Annotated in this window: 16 protein-coding genes and 1 pseudogene; 8 read left to right on the top strand and 9 right to left on the bottom strand. The window is 73.7% G+C overall.

Annotated features, from left to right (window positions below; genetic code table 11):
• Window positions 1-77: 77 nt before the first annotated feature.
• Window positions 78-863: pseudogene (gene nth, locus QSK52_RS12035) on the top strand (endonuclease III); the annotation flags it as partial.
• Between the two features lie 188 nt (window positions 864-1,051).
• Window positions 1,052-1,753 (top strand): NUDIX hydrolase, encoded by a 702-nt coding sequence (locus QSK52_RS12030; protein WP_285735961.1) that lies wholly within the window; start codon window positions 1,052-1,054, stop codon window positions 1,751-1,753.
• A gap of 32 nt (window positions 1,754-1,785) precedes the next feature.
• Here QSK52_RS12030 and QSK52_RS12025 read toward each other — a convergent pair whose 3' ends face one another.
• Complete coding sequence (locus tag QSK52_RS12025; protein WP_285735960.1) at window positions 1,786-2,577, bottom strand: DUF4389 domain-containing protein; 792 nt, start codon at window positions 2,575-2,577, stop codon at window positions 1,786-1,788.
• Between the two features lie 238 nt (window positions 2,578-2,815).
• Between QSK52_RS12025 and QSK52_RS12020 the strand changes: the two genes are divergently transcribed.
• Both QSK52_RS12020 and QSK52_RS12015 read left to right on the top strand, forming a co-directional pair.
• On the top strand, window positions 2,816-4,000 hold the full coding sequence (locus tag QSK52_RS12020; protein ID WP_285735959.1) for a MarP family serine protease: 1,185 nt from the start codon (window positions 2,816-2,818) through the stop codon (window positions 3,998-4,000).
• A gap of 124 nt (window positions 4,001-4,124) precedes the next feature.
• Entirely contained in the window at window positions 4,125-4,826 is a 702-nt protein-coding gene (locus QSK52_RS12015) for a metal-dependent hydrolase (RefSeq protein WP_285735958.1), read from the top strand.
• 80 nt (window positions 4,827-4,906) lie between these two features.
• Here QSK52_RS12015 and QSK52_RS12010 read toward each other — a convergent pair whose 3' ends face one another.
• From QSK52_RS12010 to nhaA, 4 genes are all read right to left on the bottom strand, one after another.
• Entirely contained in the window at window positions 4,907-5,101 is a 195-nt protein-coding gene (locus QSK52_RS12010) for a hypothetical protein (RefSeq protein ID WP_285735957.1), read from the bottom strand.
• A gap of 130 nt (window positions 5,102-5,231) precedes the next feature.
• A complete protein-coding gene (locus QSK52_RS12005; RefSeq protein ID WP_435053223.1) occupies window positions 5,232-6,200 on the bottom strand; it encodes an alpha/beta fold hydrolase in 969 nt (322 codons plus the stop codon).
• A gap of 77 nt (window positions 6,201-6,277) precedes the next feature.
• Window positions 6,278-6,748, bottom strand: coding sequence for a phage holin family protein (locus QSK52_RS12000; RefSeq protein ID WP_285735955.1), 471 nt, complete (start codon window positions 6,746-6,748; stop codon window positions 6,278-6,280).
• A 127-nt stretch (window positions 6,749-6,875) separates the two neighbouring features.
• Complete coding sequence (nhaA, locus tag QSK52_RS11995; protein ID WP_285735954.1) at window positions 6,876-8,186, bottom strand: Na+/H+ antiporter NhaA; 1,311 nt, start codon at window positions 8,184-8,186, stop codon at window positions 6,876-6,878.
• A 354-nt stretch (window positions 8,187-8,540) separates the two neighbouring features.
• On the opposite strand from nhaA, the gene QSK52_RS11990 reads away from it, so the two are divergent.
• Window positions 8,541-9,623, top strand: a complete 1,083-nt coding sequence (locus QSK52_RS11990) for a serine hydrolase domain-containing protein (RefSeq protein ID WP_285735953.1) — start codon at window positions 8,541-8,543, stop codon at window positions 9,621-9,623.
• Window positions 9,624-9,707: 84 nt separating this feature from the next.
• On the opposite strand, the gene acs is transcribed toward QSK52_RS11990, so the two are convergent.
• Window positions 9,708-11,663: an acetate--CoA ligase gene (gene acs / locus QSK52_RS11985; RefSeq protein WP_285735952.1), complete on the bottom strand. Its 1,956-nt coding sequence runs from the start codon at window positions 11,661-11,663 to the stop codon at window positions 9,708-9,710.
• A gap of 311 nt (window positions 11,664-11,974) precedes the next feature.
• Between acs and QSK52_RS11980 the strand changes: the two genes are divergently transcribed.
• Window positions 11,975-12,481: a hypothetical protein gene (locus QSK52_RS11980; protein WP_285735951.1), complete on the top strand. Its 507-nt coding sequence runs from the start codon at window positions 11,975-11,977 to the stop codon at window positions 12,479-12,481.
• Between the two features lie 12 nt (window positions 12,482-12,493).
• On the opposite strand, the gene QSK52_RS11975 is transcribed toward QSK52_RS11980, so the two are convergent.
• Together QSK52_RS11975 and QSK52_RS11970 are read right to left on the bottom strand one after the other, a co-directional pair.
• A complete protein-coding gene (locus QSK52_RS11975) occupies window positions 12,494-14,833 on the bottom strand; it encodes a SulP family inorganic anion transporter (RefSeq protein ID WP_285735950.1) in 2,340 nt (779 codons plus the stop codon).
• Window positions 14,834-15,205: 372 nt separating this feature from the next.
• Entirely contained in the window at window positions 15,206-16,192 is a 987-nt protein-coding gene (locus QSK52_RS11970) for an ATP-binding protein (RefSeq protein ID WP_285735949.1), read from the bottom strand.
• 201 nt (window positions 16,193-16,393) lie between these two features.
• On the opposite strand from QSK52_RS11970, the gene QSK52_RS11965 reads away from it, so the two are divergent.
• Window positions 16,394-17,284 (top strand): oxidoreductase, encoded by an 891-nt coding sequence (locus QSK52_RS11965; RefSeq protein ID WP_285735948.1) that lies wholly within the window; start codon window positions 16,394-16,396, stop codon window positions 17,282-17,284.
• Window positions 17,285-17,717: 433 nt separating this feature from the next.
• Here the strand turns inward: QSK52_RS11965 and QSK52_RS11960 are convergent, their stop codons facing one another.
• Window positions 17,718-18,521: an HAD family hydrolase gene (locus tag QSK52_RS11960; protein WP_285736041.1), complete on the bottom strand. Its 804-nt coding sequence runs from the start codon at window positions 18,519-18,521 to the stop codon at window positions 17,718-17,720.
• Between the two features lie 639 nt (window positions 18,522-19,160).
• Here QSK52_RS11960 and ssd point away from each other — a divergent pair.
• Window positions 19,161-20,261 (top strand): septum site-determining protein Ssd, encoded by a 1,101-nt coding sequence (ssd, locus tag QSK52_RS11955; protein ID WP_285735947.1) that lies wholly within the window; start codon window positions 19,161-19,163, stop codon window positions 20,259-20,261.
• Window positions 20,262-20,358: the final 97 nt, after the last annotated feature.

Here is a 20,358-nt window from a genome sequence, read left to right as displayed (position 1 = left end):
CCCACGCCCTCCCCGCAGCGGTCGGGCGGCGGCCGATTCCCGGCCGCGGCCCGGCCGCTTCGGCGTAGCCTTCGTGCATGGCAGAGAGCAAGGTCGCGAAGGTCGGGCGGAAGAAGCCCGAGACGCACCTGGGGATGGTGCGGCGGGCCCGGAGGATCAACCGTGAGCTGGCGGAGCTCTATCCGTACGCGCACCCGGAGTTAGACTTCGACGGGCCGTTCCAGCTGCTGGTGGCGACCGTGCTGTCGGCGCAGACCACCGACCTGCGGGTGAACCAGACGACGCCGGCGCTGTTCGCGAAGTACCCGACGCCGGAGGACCTCGCGGCGGCCGTCCCGGAGGAGCTGGAGGAGGTCATCCGGCCCACCGGGTTCTTCCGGGCCAAGGCGAAGTCGCTGATCGGCCTGTCGATCGCGCTGCGCGACCGCTTCGACGGCGAGGTGCCGCGCGGGCTGGAGGACCTGGTCACGCTGCCGGGGGTGGGCCGCAAGACCGCCAACGTGGTGATCGGCAACGCGTTCGGCGGCGCCGGGATCACGGTCGACACCCACTTCGGGCGGCTGGCCCGCCGCTTCGGCTGGACGGCGGAGGAGGATCCGGAGAAGGTCGAGGCCGACGTGATGGCGATCTTCCCGAAGTCGGAGTGGACGATGCTCTCGCACCGGGTGGTGTTCCACGGCCGCCGGGTCTGCCACGCCCGCAAGCCCGCCTGCGGGGCCTGCCCGATCGCACCGCTGTGCCCGTCGTACGGGGTGGGGGAGACCGATCCGGAGCAGGCCCGCAAGCTGTTGAAGTACGAGCTGGCGGGGCAGCCCGGCCAGCGACTGCGCCCCCCGGCGGACTTCCCGGGGGAGGCCGCGGCCCGCGCCGAGCTCGCCGTCGGGCACCCGCTGCCGGACACCGACCCGCAGGCCCTGCCGCCCGCGGAGCCCGCGGAGCCCGCGAAGTCCGCGGAGCCCGCGAGGTCCGCGGAGCCCGCCAGGGCAGCGGCGAAGCCCGCGAGGTCCGCGAAGCCCGCCAAGGCAGCGGCGAAGCCCGCGAAGGAGGCCTCATGACGACGACGCCGCAGCCCGCACTGGTCCGCGACGGCCTGCCGGACTGGCTGCTGCCGGTGCGGGACGCGGCCGAGCGGGCGGTGCCGGAGCAGCTGAGCCGGTTCCTGCCGCCCGCCGAGGGCGGTCGTCCGTCGGCGGTGCTGATGCTGTTCGGCGAGGGCCCGGCGGGGCCGGACCTGCTGCTGATCGAGCGGGCCCGCAGCCTGCGCTCGCACGCGGGCCAGCCGTCCTTCCCGGGCGGCGCGCTGGACCCGGAGGACGGTGACCCGGCGGGCAGCGGCCCGCTCGCGGCGGCGCTGCGCGAGGCGGTGGAGGAGACCGGCCTGGACGCGTCGGGCGTGCAGTTGTTCGCCCGGCTCCCGGCCCTGTACATCCCGGTCAGCGGGTTCGTGGTGACGCCGGTGCTGGGGTGGTGGCGCCGGGAGTCGCCGGTCGCGGTGGTCGACCCGGCGGAGACCGGCGCGGTGTTCCGGGTGCCGCTGGCCGAGCTGACCGATCCGGCGAACCGGGCGAAGCTGCGCCACCCGTCGGGGTTCACCGGGCCCGCGTTCGAGGTGGCGGGCCGGCTGGTGTGGGGGTTCACCGCGGGGGTGATCGACCGGGTGCTGCACTTCAGCGGCCTGGAGCGGCCCTGGGACACCCGGCGGGTCGTGGAGCTCTCCGAGGAGGCCGTCGAACTGTCCCGGCGCAGCGGCTGAACCGCCCCCGGCGGGGCAGCGGCCGGACGCCCTCAGCGGCGCAGCGGCGCCATGGTCGACACGCTGTCCCAGCCGTCCTCGTACCCGTTCCGGTCGTTGGTGACCGAGCCGGCCACCGACCCGATCACCCCGAGCACCAGGTAGACCACCAGCAGCGCCTTCGCGGCCCCGGTCAGCACCAGCGGCCGGGTCGCGGAGCGGACCGGCTCGGAGTCGACGGGGTCGCCGAACACGGCCTTGGGGTAGGCGGGGGTCAGCATCATCAGGTACGCCTGGAACCGCATCCGGTAGCGCAGCACCGCCGCGGTGGCCCCGAACAGGGCCCCCGGCATCCGGCCGAGCACCAGCACCACCAGCCAGCTGACGAACGACAGCGCCCACCAGCCGGTCTGCAGCAGCCCCTGGACGATCGCGGCGGGGATCACCAGCAGCAGCCGGAAGAACACCGCCAGCCGGTTCAGCGGCCCGCCGGCCCGCAGCTCGATCCGGACGGGGTGGTCGGGGGCCGCGAACCGGAACGGCGGGTAGCGGTCGGTGACCAGCAGCGAGGAGGCGTAGACCCGGGTGTCGTACGCCAGGTAGCCGCCGAGCCAGTCGGCGGCGAAGCGCGGCAGCCGGCCGCCGAACAGCGCGCCGAACCAGCCGATCACCACGACCACGAAGGCGACGATCGACAGCAGCCACAGCACCACGTACTGCGGGAGCAGCAGCAGCAGGCGCAGCAGCACGGTGAGCCGGTTCTGCGGCCCGGGCGGGGGGACGTCCAGGGCCGGTTGGAACTCGGTGCGGTCCACCACCGGCACGTCCCACCTGGGCTGTTCCATGGTTCGGCTCCCTGCTTCCCGGTCGGTGTCGCTCGTTCTCGGTCGTCCGCGGTCGCTTCCGGTCGTTCCCGGTGCGGTCCGCGGTCCCCGTCCGGTCGGCTGCTGACGAGTGCGCTGACGAGGTCGGATGATCAGACCGTCCCAACCGCCCCGCACCCGCTGCCCGCGGGGTTGACCCGATCGGGCGACGGCCGGGGACCGGTGTCCCCCGCCCGGCGGGACGTGGGAGGGTGTTCGGGTGAATGTCCTGGATCTGCTGCTGATCGCCGCCGCGCTCGGCTTCGCCGTGTCCGGCTATCGGCAGGGGTTCGTGGTCGGCGCGCTCTCCGTGCTGGGCTTCCTGGGCGGCGGCCTGATCGCCGTCCAGCTGCTGCCGCTGCTGCTGCACCACCTCTCGCCGGGGACCACCGCCTCGGTGGTGGCCGTGGTGGTGGTGATCGTGCTGGCGGCGGTCGGGCAGGCGGTCACCACGCACTTCGGGTGGAAGCTGCGGGGGCGGATCGGCCGGAACAAGGTGAGGACCCTGGACGCGGTCGGCGGCTCGCTGGTGAACGTGCTGTCGATGCTGCTGGTGGCCTGGCTGATCGGGTCGGCGCTGGCCGGGACCTCGCTGCCGACCGTCTCCAAGCAGGTCCGCAGTTCGAAGGTGCTCGGCACGGTGCAGGAGGCGCTGCCGGACGACGCCCCGAACTGGTTCTCCGACCTCAGCCAGGACCTGGCCCGCAACGGCTTCCCGCAGGTGTTCAACCCGTTCGAGCAGGAGCCGATCACCGAGGTGGAGCCGCCCGACCCGGCGCTGGCCAACAGCCCGGGCGTGCTGCGGGCCAAGGGTTCGCTGGTGAAGGTGCTGGGCACCGCGACCTCCTGCGGCAAGACGCTGGAGGGCTCCGGCTTCGTGTTCGCCCCGCACCGGGTGATGACCAACGCCCACGTGGTCGGCGGCGTCGACGAGCCGACCGTGCAGGTCGCCGGGGCCGGGCAGCTGTACGACGCGACGGTGGTCCGCTACGACTGGCAGCGCGACATCGCGGTGCTGGACGTGCCGAAGCTGAACGCCCCGCCGCTGACCTTCGCGGGCGAGGCCCGCTCCAACGACTCGGCGATCGTCGCGGGCTTCCCGGAGAACGGCTCGTTCAACGTCCAGCCCGCCCGCGTCCGCGGCCGGATCCAGGCCAACGGCCCGGACATCTACCACCGCGGCCAGGTCGTCCGGGACGTCTACTCGGTGCGCTCGCTGGTCCGCCAGGGCAACAGCGGCGGCCCGCTGCTGACCCCGGACGGGCAGGTGTACGGGGTGGTGTTCGCCAAGTCGCTGGACAGCTCCGACACCGGATACGTGCTGACCGCGGCCGAGGTGCGGGAGGACGTGGCGCAGGGCGCCACCGCGAGCGGGAAGGTCAGCACCGAGGGCTGCGCGCTGTGACCGCCCGGAGGCCGGAACCACTCTGACGGATCGTCCGTCGCTGCTGGTAGCGTCGGCCGAGCTCACCCGAACGGCCGCACCGGGCCGCCGTGGCAGGAGCCTTCCGGGAGGTCGGACACACGTCATGATGGGTCACTCGCACGCGGTCAGCGGCGCCCTGCTGTTCGCGGCCACCGCGCCGTTCGTCCCGCCGCTGATGGGCATGCACCTGCAGCCGGCGGACGTGCTGATGGGCACCGTGCTGTGCGCGGGAGCGGCCCTGCTGCCGGACCTGGACCACCACGACGGCACCATCGCCAACTTCCTCGGCCCGATCTCCAAGGTGCTGTGCCAGTTCGTGGCCTGGGTCTCCGGCGGGCACCGGCACGCCACCCACTCGCTGCTGTTCGTGGCGCTGATGGGCGGCGGCAGCTGGGCCGGGATCACCTACGGCGGCCGGAACTTCACCATCGGCCTGACGTTCTTCCTGCTCGCGATGGCGATCAAGGCGCTGCACCTGCACCCGCCGGGGGACGGCCCGCAGGGCTGGATCACCGTGATGGGCCTGGCCGCGCTCGGCACCTTCGGCATGCTCAACTGGCTGCCGAGCGCCCCGGGCTGGCTGCCGTACGCGGTGGCCCTGGGCACGCTGGCGCACCTGCTGGGCGACTGCCTGACCAAGCAGGGCTCGCCGCTGCTGTGGCCGCACAAGGAGCGCTACGAGGTCGTGCTGATCAAGCGCACCGGCAACAAGGTGGAGACCAAGATCCTGGTGCCGGTGATGACGCTGGCGACGTTCGCGCTGCTGCTGTGGTCCACCGCGATCTCGCCGACCGTCCTGAGCTGAGCGCCCGCCGACGGGGCCGGGGCCGGTGCGGAGGACTCCTCCGCACCGGCCCCGGCCCCTGTGCGGGCCGCGTGCGGGTGTCACCCCTCCCGGCGGAGTCGGGCGCCGACCCAGCGGGCGCGCCGTCCGATGATCTTCGGAATGCCGAGCCGGTACCCCGCGCTGCGTGGCGCCCGCCCGGTCGGCTCGTAGGGCCACTCCGGCTGCGGGACGTGCTGCTGCGAGCTGCTGCTGCCACGGCGGCGTCGGCGCGGCTGGGCTTCTCGATCGGGCATCCAGGTCATACCGGAGGGATTCCCCTGGGCCGCCCGGAGTAACCGCGTCCGGGGCCGCCGACTGGCCTATGCACTTGTCATATGAACGCCACCAACTCGGGGGGAACGGTGGCGGGTTGGGCCCCGCAGCTCAGTCCTCCCCGTGCTGCCGGACCCACTCGATCAGCTCCGCGGTGAACTCCTCCGGGACCTCCTCGTGCGGGAAGTGCCCGACCCCCGGCAGCAGCCGCCACCGGTACGGCGCCGACACGAACTCGCCCGCCCCCAGCGCCGTCCGCGACAGCAGCACCGGGTCCGAGGCGCCCTGCACGTGCAGCACCGGCGCGGTGATCTGCTTCTTCATCCGGCGCGCGAACTGGATGCCGTCCGGCCGCGCCATCGACCGCATCAGCCAGCGGTACGGCTCGATCGAGCAGTGCGCGGTGCTCGGCACCTGGATCGCCTTCCGGTACGCCGCCACCGCCTGGGCGGGCAGCATGTTCGGCCCGGTCCAGGCCCGCAGGTACTCGCCCACCAGCGCGCCGTCGTCCGCGACCAGCCGGCGCTCCGGGAGCCACGGCCGCTGGAAGCCCAGCACGTGTTCGAACGCGGCGATCTGCTTGCGGTCGGTCAGCAGCGCCCGGCGCAGGTGCCGCGGGTGCGCCGCCGACACCACCGTCAGGCTGCGGATCACCGAGGGGCGCATCACCGCGGCCACCCAGGCCAGCGTGCCGCCGGTGGCGTGCCCGACCAGGTGCGCCCGCCGCTCGCCGAGCGAGCGGATCACGCCGGTGACGTCCAGCGCCAGGTTGCCCGGGTCGTAGCCGCGCGGGGTGCGGTCCGAACCGCCCATGCCGCGCAGGTCCAGCGCGACCGCCCGGAAGCCCGCCCCGGCCAGCGCCGTCAGCTGGTGCCGCCAGGCCCACCAGTACTCGGGCCAGCCGTGCACCAGCAGCACCAGCGGGCCCTCGCCGAGCTCGGCGATGTGGAAGCGCGCCCCGTTCGCCGCCAGGTCCCGGTGCGTCCACGGCCCGGCCGAGCGGACGCTCCACGGCTCCGCGGGCACCGGCGGGACGGGAGCGGGAGTGGTCTCATCCACGGGCTTCTGGTCCAACGACATACCCGCAGCCTGTCATACCCGCCCTCCCCGCACCCGCCCGGCACTCGTGCACGCACGCAACCGTTACCGGCCGCCGCTCACTGGATCCGGCCGAGCGCCCGGTCGATCTCCTCCTTGGTGGCCGGCCGCGGCTTGGCGTTCTTCAGCACCTGGGCGGTGGCCTGGGCGCCCGCGATGGTGCGCTCCGGCTTCTTGACCTTCTTGAAGAACCGGACCATCAGGAACGCCAGCAGCAGGGCGATCAGCACGTACGCCCCGCCGACGATGGCGAACGACCAGCCGGTGGTGATGCCCAGCGCCTGCAGGCCCCAGGCGAAGGCGAAGGAGAACATCGGGATCGAGGCCAGCGCCACCACGCCCGCCACCACGCCCGCCGCGGTGCCGATGCCGCCGCGCACCACGTCGGCCTTGATCTCGGCCTTGGCCAGCGCGATCTCGTCGTGCACCAGGCTGGACAGCTCGGCGGTGGCGTCGGCGAACAGTTCGCCGACGGTCCGCTCGCCCTCGTGCGGGGTGCGGCCGTTCGGGGGTACGGCTCCTGCGGCCATCGGGAGGTCTCCGTTCGAAGGGCTGGGTGAGGCGTCCTGAGCGGCCGTCACGCGAGTGTGTGTCAGCTCAGCATCATGCCCCTACCGGCGAGTCGGGCACCACTCCGGGTACCCGGCCGGGGGCGTGTCACCCCTGCCGTTGGTACACATCGGGGACGCCGTCGCCGTCCTCGTCCCGGTTCTCCTCGTCGTACAGCTCCCGGTAGTGCCGGTTGCGCCGCTTCAGCAGCAGCGAGCCGACCACCGCGCAGGCCAGCGAGCCGACCAGCACCGCCTCCTTGCACAGCTGGGCCAGGTGGTGGTCGTCCGGGAACGCCAGGTCGCTGATCAGCAGCGACACCGTGAAGCCGATGCCCGCGACGGTGGCCAGCGCCACCATGTCGGACCAGGTCAGCTGCGGGTTCAAGGTGGCCCGGGTGTAGCGGGCGGCCAGCCAGGTGCCGCCGAAGATGCCCACCGACTTGCCGACCAGCAGGCCGATCACGATGCCCAGCGGCGCGGGCTGGGTGAACACCTCGCCCAGGACCTCCGCCGACACCGGCACGCCCGCCGCGAACAGCGCGAACACCGGCACCGCCAAGCCCGCCGACAACGGCCGCACCAGGTGCTCGATGTGCTCGCCGGGGGAGTGCTCCTCGCCCTCCTCGCGGTGGCAGCGCAGCAGCAGGCCCATCGCCACGCCCGCCACCGTCGCGTGCACCCCGCTCTCGTGCATCAGCGCCCAGATCACCACCGCCAGCGGCACGTACAGCCACCAGCCGTGCACCCCGCGCCGGTGCAGGAACCAGAACAGCACCAGCCCCGCCAGCGCCGCCCCCAGCGCCCAGAACTCGATCCCGGACGAGTAGAAGACCGCGATGATCAGGATCGCGATCAGGTCGTCCACCACCGCCAGGGTCAGCAGGAACGCCCGCAGCGCGGACGGCAGGTGACTGCCCACCACCGCCAGCACGCCCAGCGCGAAGGCGATGTCGGTCGCGGTCGGGATCGCCCAGCCCGCCGGGTGCCCGTTCGGCGCCGCCACGTTGATCACCGTGAACAGCACCGCGGGCAGCAGCACCCCGCACACTGCCGCCACCACCGGCAGCACCGCCGCGCTCGGCGTCCGCAACTCCCCGGCCACAAACTCGCGCTTCAGCTCGATGCCCGCCACGAAGAAGAAGACCGTCAGCAGCCCGTCCTGCGCCCAGGCCTCCAGCGACAGGTCCAGGTGCAGCGGCCCGCTCGGCCCGACCGTGTACTCCAGCACCGCCTCGTACGCGTGCGGCCACAGGTTGGCCCAGAGCAGCGCGACCGCCGCGGCCACCAGCAGCAGCACGCCGCCGACCGTCTCGGTGCGCAGCGCGTCGGTGAGGTAGCGGCGTTCGGGCAGCGACAGCAGGCCGAGGAACTGGCGGCGGTCGTCGACACTGCGGCGGTCGTCGGACGGGCTGGCCACGGCGGGGGACCTCCTGGGGCGGGCGGCATGCGGACACACGGGTGGTGCAGTGCCGACCAGACTTCCCGGCGCGCCTCAGGTTTCTTGATGCTTCCTTGACATCCTACGGTGCGTGACGAGCGGGCAGTCGGTTCGCCCCACTTTATGGCGGTTGCCGGGGGACGGGCGGCCGGGCCCCGGCGCGCTGACCCGGATGGGTTCGGCCGGATGCGGACGACCCGCCGCGTTCCTAGGGTCGGGCGCAGAAGCGGGCCGCCGCCCCCGGCCGCCCGCCCCGACCTGGAGGAACCGATGCCCAGTCAGGAAACCGAACCCATACCGGTGCAGACCGTGGGTCCGCAGGGGAGAGGAGGCGTGGGCGCCGGCACCGCCCAGCCCCCGTTAACCGACCCGGACCTCGAACGCCTGCTGCGCCCGCTGTTCGCCGCCGCCGCGCCCGAGGGCGGCATCGCCGTCGCGGTGATCCGCGGCACCGAGCGCACCGTGGCCTGCCGCGGCTACGCCGACCGGGCCGGGGAACGCCCGGTGCGGGCCGACACCCGGTTCGAACTCGGCTCGGTCACCAAGACCTTCACCGCGCTGCTGCTCGCCGACATGGTCGCCCGCGGCGAGGTCGGCTACGACGACCCGATCGACCGCTACCTGCCCGCCGAGGTGCTGCCCGGCTACCCGCACGAGCGCCCGATCACCCTGCTGCACCTGGCCACCCACACCTCCGGACTGCCCCGGCTGCCGGTCGGCCTCGCCCCCGCCGCGGTGCCCCGCTGGTTCACCAGCCCGTACGCCACGTTCAGCGCCGCCCACCTGCTGCGGGCGCTGCCCCGCACCCCCGTGCGCGGCACCCCCGGCACCCGGGTGCGGTACTCCAGCCTCGGCGCCGGACTGCTCGGCCTGGTGCTGGAGCGGGCCGCCGGGCAGCGCTACCAGGAACTGCTGACCGGGCGGGTCTGCGAGCCGCTCGGCCTGGTCGACACCTCCTGCGGCACCGGCCGGGACGAGACCACCGGCTACCGGCGCGGCCGCTGGATCCCCTCGTTCAAGGTCCCGGCGCTGCCCGGCGCGGCGGCGCTGCGCTCCACCGCCGACGACATGCTGCGCTACCTGCAGGCCCACCTCTCGGTGGACGCGGTGCCGATCCCGGAGCGGACCGGCGCGGCGGCCAGCCTGCGGACCGCGCTGCGCGAGGTGTCGCTGCCCCGGGTCGCCCGGCGCGGCTTCGGGCAGCGGATCGGCCTGAGCTGGCACCACCGCTCCGCCGGGGACGCCGCGGACCGCGAGGTGGTCTTCCACAGCGGCTCGACCGGCCGCTGCACCGCCTTCGTGGGCTTCGACCGGACCGCGCAGACCGGCCTGGTCGCGCTGGCCGGGCCGCTCGCCACCGGGCGGCGCCGCTTCGCCCAGAGCGCGCACGAGGCGCTGCGGGCGCTGGCCGGCTGACCGGCTGACCGGCTGACGCCACCGACGGGCCGGGGCCCCGTCCCGCTTCGCGCGGAACGGGGCCCAGGCCCGTGGTGCGGTGGATCAGCCCTCGGAGCCGGCGGCGGGCAGCTGGGACTGGATCAGGTTCATCACCGTGGAGTCGGCCAGCGTGGTGGTGTCGCCCACCTCGCGGCCCTCGGCGATGTCGCGCAGCAGGCGGCGCATGATCTTGCCGGAGCGGGTCTTGGGCAGCTCCGAGACCACCTTGATCTGCTTCGGCTTGGCGATCGGGCCGAGCGTCCTGCCGACGTGGTTGCGCAGCTCCGCGATCAGCTCCTCGCTGTCCGCGGCGGTGCCGCGCAGGATCACGAAGGCCACGATCGCCTGGCCGGTGGTGGCGTCGGTCGCGCCGACCACCGCGGACTCGGCGACCGCCGGGTGGCCGACCAGCGCCGACTCGACCTCGGTGGTGGAGATGTTGTGGCCGGAGACCAGCATCACGTCGTCCACCCGGCCGAGCAGCCAGATGTCGCCGTCCTCGTCCTTCTTGGCGCCGTCACCGGCGAAGTAGCGGCCCTCGAAGCGCGACCAGTAGGTGTCGACGTAGCGCTGGTCGTCGCCCCAGATGGTGCGCAGCATGGACGGCCACGGCTCGGTCAGCACCAGGTAGCCGCCGGAGCCGTCGGGCACCTCGCGGGCCTCGTCGTCCACCACGGTGGCGGCGATGCCCGGCAGGGCGCGCTGGGCGGAGCCCGGCTTGGTCTCGGTGACGCCCGGCAGCGGGCTGATCATGATCGCGCCGGTCTCGGTCTGCCACCAGGTGTCGACGATCGGGGTCTTCCCGGCGCCGATGTGCTCGCGGTACCAGACCCACGCCTCGGGGTTGATCGGCTCGCCGACCGAGCCCAGCACCCGCAGGCTGGAGAGGTCGAACTGCGCCGGGATGTCGTCGCCCCACTTCATCCAGGTGCGGATGAGGGTGGGCGCGGTGTAGAGGATGGTCACGCCGTACTTCTGCACGATCTCGAACATCCGGCCCTGGTGCGGGGTGTCCGGGGTGCCCTCGTAGATCACCTGGGTGGCGCCGTTGGAGAGCGGGCCGTAGACGATGTACGAGTGGCCGGTGACCCAGCCGATGTCGGCGGTGCACCAGTAGACGTCGGTGGCCGGCTTGAGGTCGAAGACCGCGTTGTGGGTGAAGCTGGCCTGGGTGAGGTAGCCGCCCGAGGTGTGCAGGATGCCCTTGGGCTTCCCGGTGGTGCCCGAGGTGTACAGGATGAACAGCGGCTGCTCGGCGTCGTGCGCCTCGGGGGTGTGCTCGGCGGACTGGCCGTCGACCAGCTCGTGCCACCAGACGTCGCGGCCCTCGGTCCAGGCCACCTCCTCGCCGGTGCGGCGCACGACCAGGACGTTCTCCACGCCGTCGACCTTGGTCAGCGCCTCGTCGATGGCGGGCTTGAGCGCGGACGGCTTGCCGCGGCGGTAGCCGCCGTCGGCGGTGATGACCAGCTTGGCGTCGGCGTCCTTGATCCGGGAGGCCACCGCGTCGGCGGAGAAGCCGCCGAAGACCACCGAGTGCGCCGCGCCGATCCGGGCGCAGGCGAGCATCGCGACGACCGCCTCGGGGATCATCGGCAGGTAGACGGCGACCCGGTCGCCCTTGGCCACGCCGAGCTGCTGCAGGGCGTTGGCGGCCTTGGAGACCTCGTCCTTGAGCTGGGCGTAGGTGATGGCGCGGCTGTCGCCGGGCTCGCCCTCGAAGTGGATGGCGACGCGGTCGCCGTTGCCGGCCTCGACGTGGCGGTCCACGCAGTTGTACGCCACGTTCAGCTTGCCGTCGGCGAACCACTTGGCGAACGGCGGGTTCGACCAGTCCAGGGTCTCGGTGGGCTCGACCGCCCAGCTCAGCCGGCGGGCCTGCTCGGCCCAGAAGGCCAGCCGGTCCTCGGAGGCCTGGGCGTAGGCGTCGGCGGTGACGTTGGCGGAGGCGGCGAGCTCCGCGGGCGGGGCGAAACGCCGCTCCTCCTTGAGCAGATTGGCCAGGCTCTCGTTGCTCAACGCGCACTCCTCATCGAGTCTCAAATACCGGGGAACCCCGTGCGGAGGGATTGTCCCGTGTGTCCCAGCGCACAGCTCACCAGGCCGACGGCTCCGTTGACAAGAGCTGCCGGGAAATTGGTGTAGACCTTTGATCGACCGGGTGCCTCCGCCCCAGGTGGGCGCCGCCCCGGCCCTCCCGTCGGCCCCCCTGCCCCTTCCCGCCCCCCGCCCCGGTCAATCCCGCACGGCGCCTTGACGCCTCCCCTTGCCGGTACTCCACTGAAAGTGTACGTCTCATCACTGTGCGCCACGAAGACGGGGTCACCGCCATGAACACCACCCCTCCCCTCCCCGGCGACTTCGCGGTCGTCCGGATGGGCGGCCGCACCGGCCGCCTGATCCGGATCGGCCAGTTCCTCAACGGCGACGGGTTCGCCGACTACGAGCACGCCTTCGTCCACGTCGGCGACGGCGAACTCGTCGAGGCCCAGCCCGGCGGCGCGGAACTCCGCCCGCTCTCCGTCTACGACGACCGGCCGGTGCTCTGGTCCACCGGCCGGATCCCGCTCACCGACGAGCAGCGGTCCGCGATCACCGCGGCCGCCCGCTCCTACGTCGGCACCCCCTACAGCTTCGCCGACTACCTCGCCCTCGCCGCCGTCCGCCTGCACCTGCCGATCGGTCCCCCGCTGCGGCGCTACGTCGCCAGCACCGCGCACATGATCTGCTCCCAGCTCGTCGACCAGTGCTACCAGGACGCCGGGGTCCACCTCTTCACCGACCACCGCTGGCCCGGCTACGTGACCCCGGCCGACCTGGCCCGGCTGCTGCTCTGACGGAGGACGGCCCTAGGCCGCGAGGTCCTGCTCCGGCTCGACGTGCGCGTGCACCGGGGCGAAGCGGCCGGTCCGCGCGTCCAGCACGTAGGCCTGCGCGGTCGCGAAGTCGAAGTACATCCCGACCAGCCGCAGCGACCCGTCCGCGACCCGGCGCTCCACCGCCGGGTTGGCCAGCAGCTGGTCGAGCTGCTGCACCACGTTGGTGATGCACAGCTGCTCCACCACGTCCGCCGCGGGGCGGCCCTCGAACTCGGCGGGCGCACGCCGCAGGCGGTCGAGCGAGCTGCGGCCGTTGCGCAACCAGCGGGCCAGCGCGGTGGGCGGACTGGCCGCCTCGGTGACGCCGTCCAGCAGGGCCTTCATCGCACCGCAGCCGGAGTGCCCGCAGACCGTGATCGAGGCGACCTCCAGGACCTCCACCGCGTACTGGACGGCGGCGGCCACCGAGTCGTCCGCGGCGCCCGGCTCGTACGGGGCGGGGACGAGGTTGCCGACGTTGCGGACGGTGAAGAGGTCTCCCGGGCCGGAACTGGTGATCATGCTGGTGACCATCCGGGAGTCCGCGCAGGTGAGGAAGAGCTGCGAGGGCGTCTGGCCGTCCCGGGCGAGGCGGGCGAGCTCCTGACGGACCAGCGGGGCGGTGTGCTGCTGGAAACCGCGGACGCCGTCGAGCAGTCGGACGTGCGGGTCGTCCTCGCGCTGCTCGATGCAGTGGTGGCCGACCCAGGGCGTCCAGGCGCGGCAGCGGTGCGGCCCGGGGGAGCTGCCCGCCCGGACGGTGCCGTCCGGGTCCAGCACGTCCTGCGGGCGGCGCTCGGTCACCATCGCGACCTGGGCGCCGGCGGCCTGGTGGCCGGTGCGCCAGGCGTGCAGCGCCTCGTACGCGGCGTGGTCCAGGAACGAGCCGTCGTGGTGGACCGTCACCCGCGCCCCGGCCGGGACCAGGCCCAGCGCCCTGCTCAGCTTGGGGACGGCCGCGAACGTCAGCGGGCCGTGGGTGCGGACGGTGTACGAGCCGTCCTCCTCGGCCAGCACGTCCACGTGGGCGCGGGTCAGCCGGTAGAGGGCGAGCAGCACGGCGACCGAACCGCCGAGCACCACCCCGAGCGGGACGCCGAGCAGCACCACCCCGAGCACGGTGGCCAGGTACACCGGGAACTCGCGGTGCCGGTGCACCCGGCGGATGTGCGCGAAGCTGACCATCTGCACGCCGACCACCAGCACCAGGGCGGCCAGCGCGGCCAGCGGGATCCGCCGCAGCCCGGCGGTCAGCACCAGCGCGGCGACCAGCACCCAGCAGCCGTGCAGCACCGCGGAGGCCCGGGTGGCCGCGCCGGCCTGCACGTTGGCGGTGGAGCGGACGGCGCCACCGGCCACCGGGAGACCGCCGAGCAGCCCCGAGGCCAGGTTGGACGCGCCCTGGGCGCGCAGCTCGCGGTCCAGGTCGCCGCTGCGACGGGTCATCCGGTCGACGGCCACGGAGGACAGCAGGGACTCCACGCCGGCCACCACGGTGACCGTCAGCACCAGGCCGAGCAGCGCCGCCCAGTGGCCAGACAGCAGGTCGAGCGGGGGCATCGAGAAGAACTGGTGGTGCTCCCAGACCGGGAGCTCGACCCGGGCCAGCCGCAGCCCGGCGACCAGCGACAGGGTGGTGGCGGCGGCCACCGCGACCAGCGCCGCGGGCAACTGGGCCAGTCGGACGCCGACGCGACCGGCCGCGCCGGGCAGCAGGCCGAGCCGGGGCCAGCCGTACAGGACCGCCAGCGCCAGCAGGCCGACCGCCAGCGCGGGCAGGTGCGGCCCGGCCAGCTCGCCGGGCAGCGAGAGCAGGTCGGCCAGGGCCGAACTGTGCGGTGTGCCACCGAGGATGACGTGGAGTTGGGCGATCGCGATGGTCAGGCCGACGCCCGCCAGCATGCCGTGCACCACGGCGGGTGAGACGGCGAGCGCGGCGCGGGCCACCCGCAGCGAGCCGAGCAGCAGTTGCAGCAGGCCCGCGGCGACGGTGACCAGGCAGGCGGTCGGCCAGCCGTACTGGGCGATCACCCCGGCGGTGACCACCGTCAGGGCCGCGGACGGGCCGCTGACCTGCAGGTGGGTGCCACCGAGGAGACCCGCCACCAGGCCGCCGACCGCGGCGGCGACCAGACCGGCCGTCAGCGGGGCGCCGGTGGCGAGGGCGATGCCGAGCGAGAACGGCACCGCGATGAGGAACACCGCCAGGGAGGCGGGCAGGTCGTGCGCCAGCAGGGCACGGGCCCGGCCGGGGGCCGGGCCGACCTGCGGCGGCGGGGCGTGGTCGGTGGTGTCGGAGGCGATGGGTGCGCTGGAGACGTCGAGGGTCATGGGTGTCTTCCCGTCTTCTTCCGGGGGAACGAACGCAGTCAGGTCCGGCGGTGTGGTGTGCCTGGTCGGATCGGCTGTCGTGGGTCACAGCGGGTGTGGCGGGGTGGGCGCGGCGGCGGCGGCCTGCGGCGACCCTGGGTTCAAGACTTGGTAAACCGAGAGTAATGGAACCTTTGCACAGCGTGCGCTTCGAGTGCCAGTACAAATAGGGGCGTTCACCACATCGTGTGGCACCCGTGCGGGCGGGAATTTCCTGGGGGAACGCCCGAGGGGCCGGTCCGGCCGTGGCGGGCGGACCGGCCCCTCGGGGCGCGGCGGGGTGGAGGGGGGCGGAGGGTGGGGGTTGGCGGAGCGGGTGGGACGGGTGCGGGTTCAGACTCCGGCGGTCCGGGGCTGCTCGGCGCCCAGCACGTAGTCCGGGTCGACCTGGGCGGCGAGGTCGGTGCCGACCTTGGCGTTGCCCCAGCTCTCCGCGTTGCGCAGGTGGAAGCGGACCGCCTGGGCGCTGTACCGGCGCGGGTCGCGCAGCCCGTGGGCGGTGTCGGCGGCGGTCTGCAGCCGGGCCAGCACCTCCCGGTTCGCGGGCTCCAGTTCGCGCAGCGGCGGCTCGTCCCCGCGCTCCAGCCGGCGCACCCAGCCGGACTGCCCGAAGCAGGCGTACAGGTCCTCGCCGACCTCGCGGCGCAGGAACTCCAGGTCGTCCGGGCCCTGCACCTTGTTGCCGACCACGCGCAGGTGGACGTCGAAGTCCTGGGCGTACTCCTTGTACTGGCGGTACACCGAGACGCCCTTGCGGGTCGGCTCGGCGACCAGGAGGGTCAGGTCGAAGCGGGTGAACAGGCCGGAGGCGAAGGAGTCGGAACCGGCCGTCATGTCGGTGACCAGGTACTCGTCCGGGCCGTCCAGCAGGTGGTTCAGCAGCAGCTCCACCGCGCCGACCTTGGAGTGGTAGCAGGCCACCCCGAGGTCCTCCTCGGTGAACGCGCCGGTCACCATCAGCCGGACCGAGCCCTCGTCCAGGGCGACCGGGCGGGCGCAGGCCGCGTACACCGGGTTCTCCTCGACGATCCGCAGCAGCCGGGAGCCGGGGCCGGGCGGGGTGGTCTTGATCATCTCCTCGGCGGAGCGGATCAGCGGGTTGCCGCCGCGCAGGTACTCCTTGATCTCCGGCAGGTGCGCGCCGAGCGAGGGGAGGGCGGCGGCCTGGTCGTCCGTCAGGCCGAGTGCCGGGCCGAGGTGTTGGTTGATGTCAGCGTCGACGGCGACCACCGGGCGACCGGCGGCGGCCAGGTGGCGGATGAACAGTGCGGACAGGGTGGTCTTGCCGCTGCCGCCCTTGCCGACGAAGGCGATCTTCATCTCTGAGTCTCCGGCTCTCTGGCTGTGGCACCCGCCGGTCCTCGCCGACCCGATGCTTGTTGGAAACCGTTATCGTCACCGATTATCGGCCATGCTAGCGGTGGTTTGGGGCCTCGCACACGGGGGAATGGCGGATTGCCACGAAAGGGTGACCCGGGGGTTGCCTCCCGTCCGCTCGGTGGACTCATTACCCTCGGGTAGGTGACCACAGGAACTGACCCGCTCGCCCCGCTGGCCCAGCTCGACGGCGTGCCCGAGGCCGTCGCCGAGGTGCGCAAGAACGTCGACCGCCTCTACGGGCACCGCGTGATGCGGCGCCGGGCGGGCGAGGTGACCTCCGAATCGGCCCTGCGCGGCGCCCGCGCCTCGGCCGCCCTGGAGGGCGCCGACTGGCCGCTCGAGGAGGTCCGCCGCCGCACCGACTTCGGCGCCGACCCCGAGGCCCGCACGGTCGGTGCCGCGCTGCGCCTCTCCGCCGAGGCCGGTCAACTGCTCAGCGTCTGGCGCACCTCCCCGCTCCAGGTGCTGGCCCGGCTCCACCTGCTCGCCGTCGGCGACGGCGACCCCGCGGCCGGCCGCCCCCGCCGGGACGGCGAGCAGGCCGCACCGCTGTTCCCGCTGGAGGTCGCGGCCACCGAGACCGCGGCCGCCGGGGCCCCCGACGGCCCGGTCGGCGAACTCCCGCCGCCGCCCCCGCCCGCCGAGGCGGCCGCCCGCCTCGACCAGCTCGCCGGGCTGCTCGCCGCCCGGGCCGAACGCCCCACCGGCGGCGCGCCCGCCCTGGTGGTCGCCGCCGTGGTGCACGGAGAACTGCTCGCGCTGCGCCCCTTCGGCAGCTACAACGGCCTGGTCGCCCGGGCCGCCCAGCGGATCGTGCTGACCGCCGAGGGGCTCGACCCGAAGGCGATCTGCCCCGCCGAGGTCGGCCTCGCCGAGCTCGGCACCGCCGCCTACCGCCGGGCCCTGCTCGGCTACCTGGAGGGCACCCCCGAGGGGGTCTCCCGCTGGGTGGTGCACTGCGCCGCCGGGCTCGGCCTGGGCGTGCGCGAGAGCACCGCGGTGTGCGAGGCGATGCAGCGCGGCATGGTCTGAGGCCGGGCGGCACTTTCCGGTCGGCGCGTTCCGGGCGGCGCGTTCCGGCGGTGCGGGAACGCGGTTGCGGCGACGTCCGAGACTTCCGGGCGTCGCCGCTGGCACGGAGACCGGGTTACCAGAGCATGCACCGTTCATTGCCCATCAGGCGGGGTCCTGTTCCCGTTCGCCTGGTGCGGCGGCCCGTCAGCGGGTCGGCTGCATGTGGGTGCCCGATTGTCCGTGCGTCGGTCCGTGGGGCCTTAACTGCGTTGTCGGTTCGACCTCTTGGGGTCCTGACCGGGTCTCGCGGGCCGTAACCCATTTCTACCTCAGATCGCCCGAAAGAGGAACCCGAAAACGGCGCCTTTGGCGGTTTGCGTCGAGTTTTGTCCGATTTGGCGCACTGGAGGCCGGTGGACCCGCCGGGTCCACCGGCCTGCGGCGTCGCGGATCAGGCCGCGGCCGGGCGGCGCCGCCGCGCGGCGTACCACAGCGCCCCGGCCGTCAGCACCGCCGCGCCGACCGCCACCGCGGCCACCACCGAACGGCTCGGTGCGCGGAACTCCGGGAGCCTGCGGGTCAGTTCGACCGGTCGGCTGAACACCAGCACCGGCCACTCGCGGGCCGTCGCCTCCTTGCGCAGCGCCCGGTCCGGGTTCACCGCGGCCGGGTGGCCGACCGCCTCCAGCATCGGCAGGTCGGTCGAGGAGTCGCTGTACGCGTAGCAGTTGGCGAGGTCGTAGCCCTCCCGCTCGGCCAGTTCGCGGATCGCCGCGGCCTTGTTCTCGGCGTACGCGTAGTACTCGATCTCGCCGGTGTAGCGGCCCTCCTCGACGTGCAGCCGGGTGGCGATCACGTGGTCCGCGCCCAGTAGTTGGCCGATCGGCTCGACCACCTCGGAGCCCGAGCTGCTGACGATCACCACGTCGCGGCCGGCCGCGTGGTGCTGCTCGATCAGCGAGGCCGCCTCGTCGTAGATGATCGGGTCGATCATGCCGTGCAGGGTCTCCGCGACGATCTCCCGGACCTGCTGGACGTTCCACCCCCGGGTCAGCGCGGACAGGTAGGCCCGCATCTTCTCCATCTGGTCGTGGTCCGCGCCGCCGACCAGGAAGACGAACTGGGCGTACGCGCTCTTCACCACCGAGCGGCGGTTGATCAGCCCGCCCTGGTAGAACGGCCGGCTGAACGCGAGCGCGCTGGACTTGGCGATGATCGTCTTGTCGAGGTCGAAGAAGGCGGCGGTGCGGGGCACGCCGTAGCCGGTCCGGTCCGGGCGGCGGTCGGCGAAGTCGGCGTTCTCGTCGGCGTTCTCGGTGGTGTCCACGGGAACCGAGGATAGAGGGGCGACCAAAAGGGAGGGCCATTCGGTGGACCCGTGGGCGTGCGGGTTTGTGTTTCTGGCCGGTCGGGTACACCATGGAAGTCACGGATCGTTCGCGCGACCGTGCTAACCCGGTCCGGCTCCTCCCCCCCGAGCCGGGCCGTGGATAGACGACCCCCGCTCTCCCCCCCGGCGGGGGTCGTCGCATGTCCGGGCCCGTTTTCCTTGGCAGTTGAGCCTCCAGGGAGCGGTGGTGCCAGTGGTTGCGGGGGGTGCTCCAGCGGCGCGGCAGCCGTTGTCGAGGTTTCTTCGCGTCCCAAGTTTTTGTCACTCTGCGTAGTGGTGCGAGTGTCATATCGGTATACCCGATGCGTCAATTCCGAGGCGCTTTAGCCCCCGTCCGAGTGACCTCGGTTATCCACAGGGGCGGGTTATCCACAGGCAATCGGAAGTCGACTGACGCATTCCCCGCCGTCCTTCACCGTGGTGTCCGCGCCACCCCGCAGGCCCCGTCCGGGGCGCCGCGGCCGACGCGCCGTCAGACCGTTCCCGCACCACGGGAGGACCGCCTTGTCCGCCTCCGTCACCGATCCGCACGCCACCGCGCCCGAGCCCCCGCCCGGGCCGCTGATCCTCACCGCCGACGACGCGCTCGCCGAGCAGCTCGTCCGCCTGTGCGCCGCCGCCGGGGCCGAACCACGGCTCCTCAGCGGCGCCCCACCGCCCGCCCGGCTCTGGGAGGACGCCCCGCTGGTCCTGGTCGGCGACGACCTGGCCGAGCAGTGCGCCGGCCTGGCCCGGCGGCCCGGCGTCCTGCTGCTCGGCCTCGACCTCGACGACGGGGAGATCTGGGTCCGCGCCGTCCGGCTCGGCGCCGAGCACGTGCTCTTCCTCCCGGACGCGCAGACCTGGCTGCTCGACCGCATCGCCGACGCCACCGAGGGCGTCTGCCCGCCCGCGCTCACCGTCGCCGTGCTCGGCGGGCGCGGCGGTGCCGGAGCCTCCACGCTGGCCTGCGCCCTGGCGGTCTGCGCCGCCCGGGCCGGGCACCGCACCATGCTGATCGACGGCGACCCGCTCGGCGGCGGGCTCGACGTCCTGCTCGGCGCCGAACAGGCAGACGGGCTGCGCTGGCCCGACCTGGCCGCCTCCCGCGGCCGGATCAGCGGGGCCGAACTGGCCGGGGCGCTGCCCGAGCCGCACCGGCTCAGCGCCCTGTCCTGGGACAGGTCGGACACCCTGGCCATCCCCGCCGAAGCCATGCGCAGCGTCCTGGCGGCCGCCCGCAGACGCGGCGGGCTGGTCGTCCTCGACCTGCCCAGACAGCTCGACGCGGCAGCCGCCCAGGCCCTCGAACAGACCGACACCGGGCTGCTCGTGGTGCCCGCCGAACTGCGCGCCCTGGCGGCCGCCGACCGGGTCGCGGCCGCCGTCCGGATGCGGCTCGCCGACCTGCGGGCCGTCGTCCGCACCCCCGGCCCGTCAGGGCTCACCGCCGCCGACGTCGCCCGCGGCCTGCACCTGCGGCTCGCGGGGGAGCTCGCCCCCGAGCCCGGCCTCGCCCTGGACGTCGAACGCGGCGCCCCGCCCGGCCTGCGGGAGCGCGGGCCGCTCGCCCGGTTCTGCGGGCGGTTCCTGACCGAAGCGATGCCGCCCGTCGTGGCGGCCTGAGGAGCAACCGTGACCAACCGCCTGCGCACCGTCGACGCCCACGCCGTCGATGCCCACACCGATCCCCACACCCGTGCCCGCACCGACCTCCGCACCG

It is taken from the genome of Kitasatospora phosalacinea, assembly GCF_030268885.1.
GTDB lineage: Bacteria > Actinomycetota > Actinomycetes > Streptomycetales > Streptomycetaceae > Kitasatospora > Kitasatospora phosalacinea_C.
The sequence above is the reverse complement of the archived record's forward strand: the minus strand, read 5'-3'. Positions and strand labels throughout refer to the sequence as shown.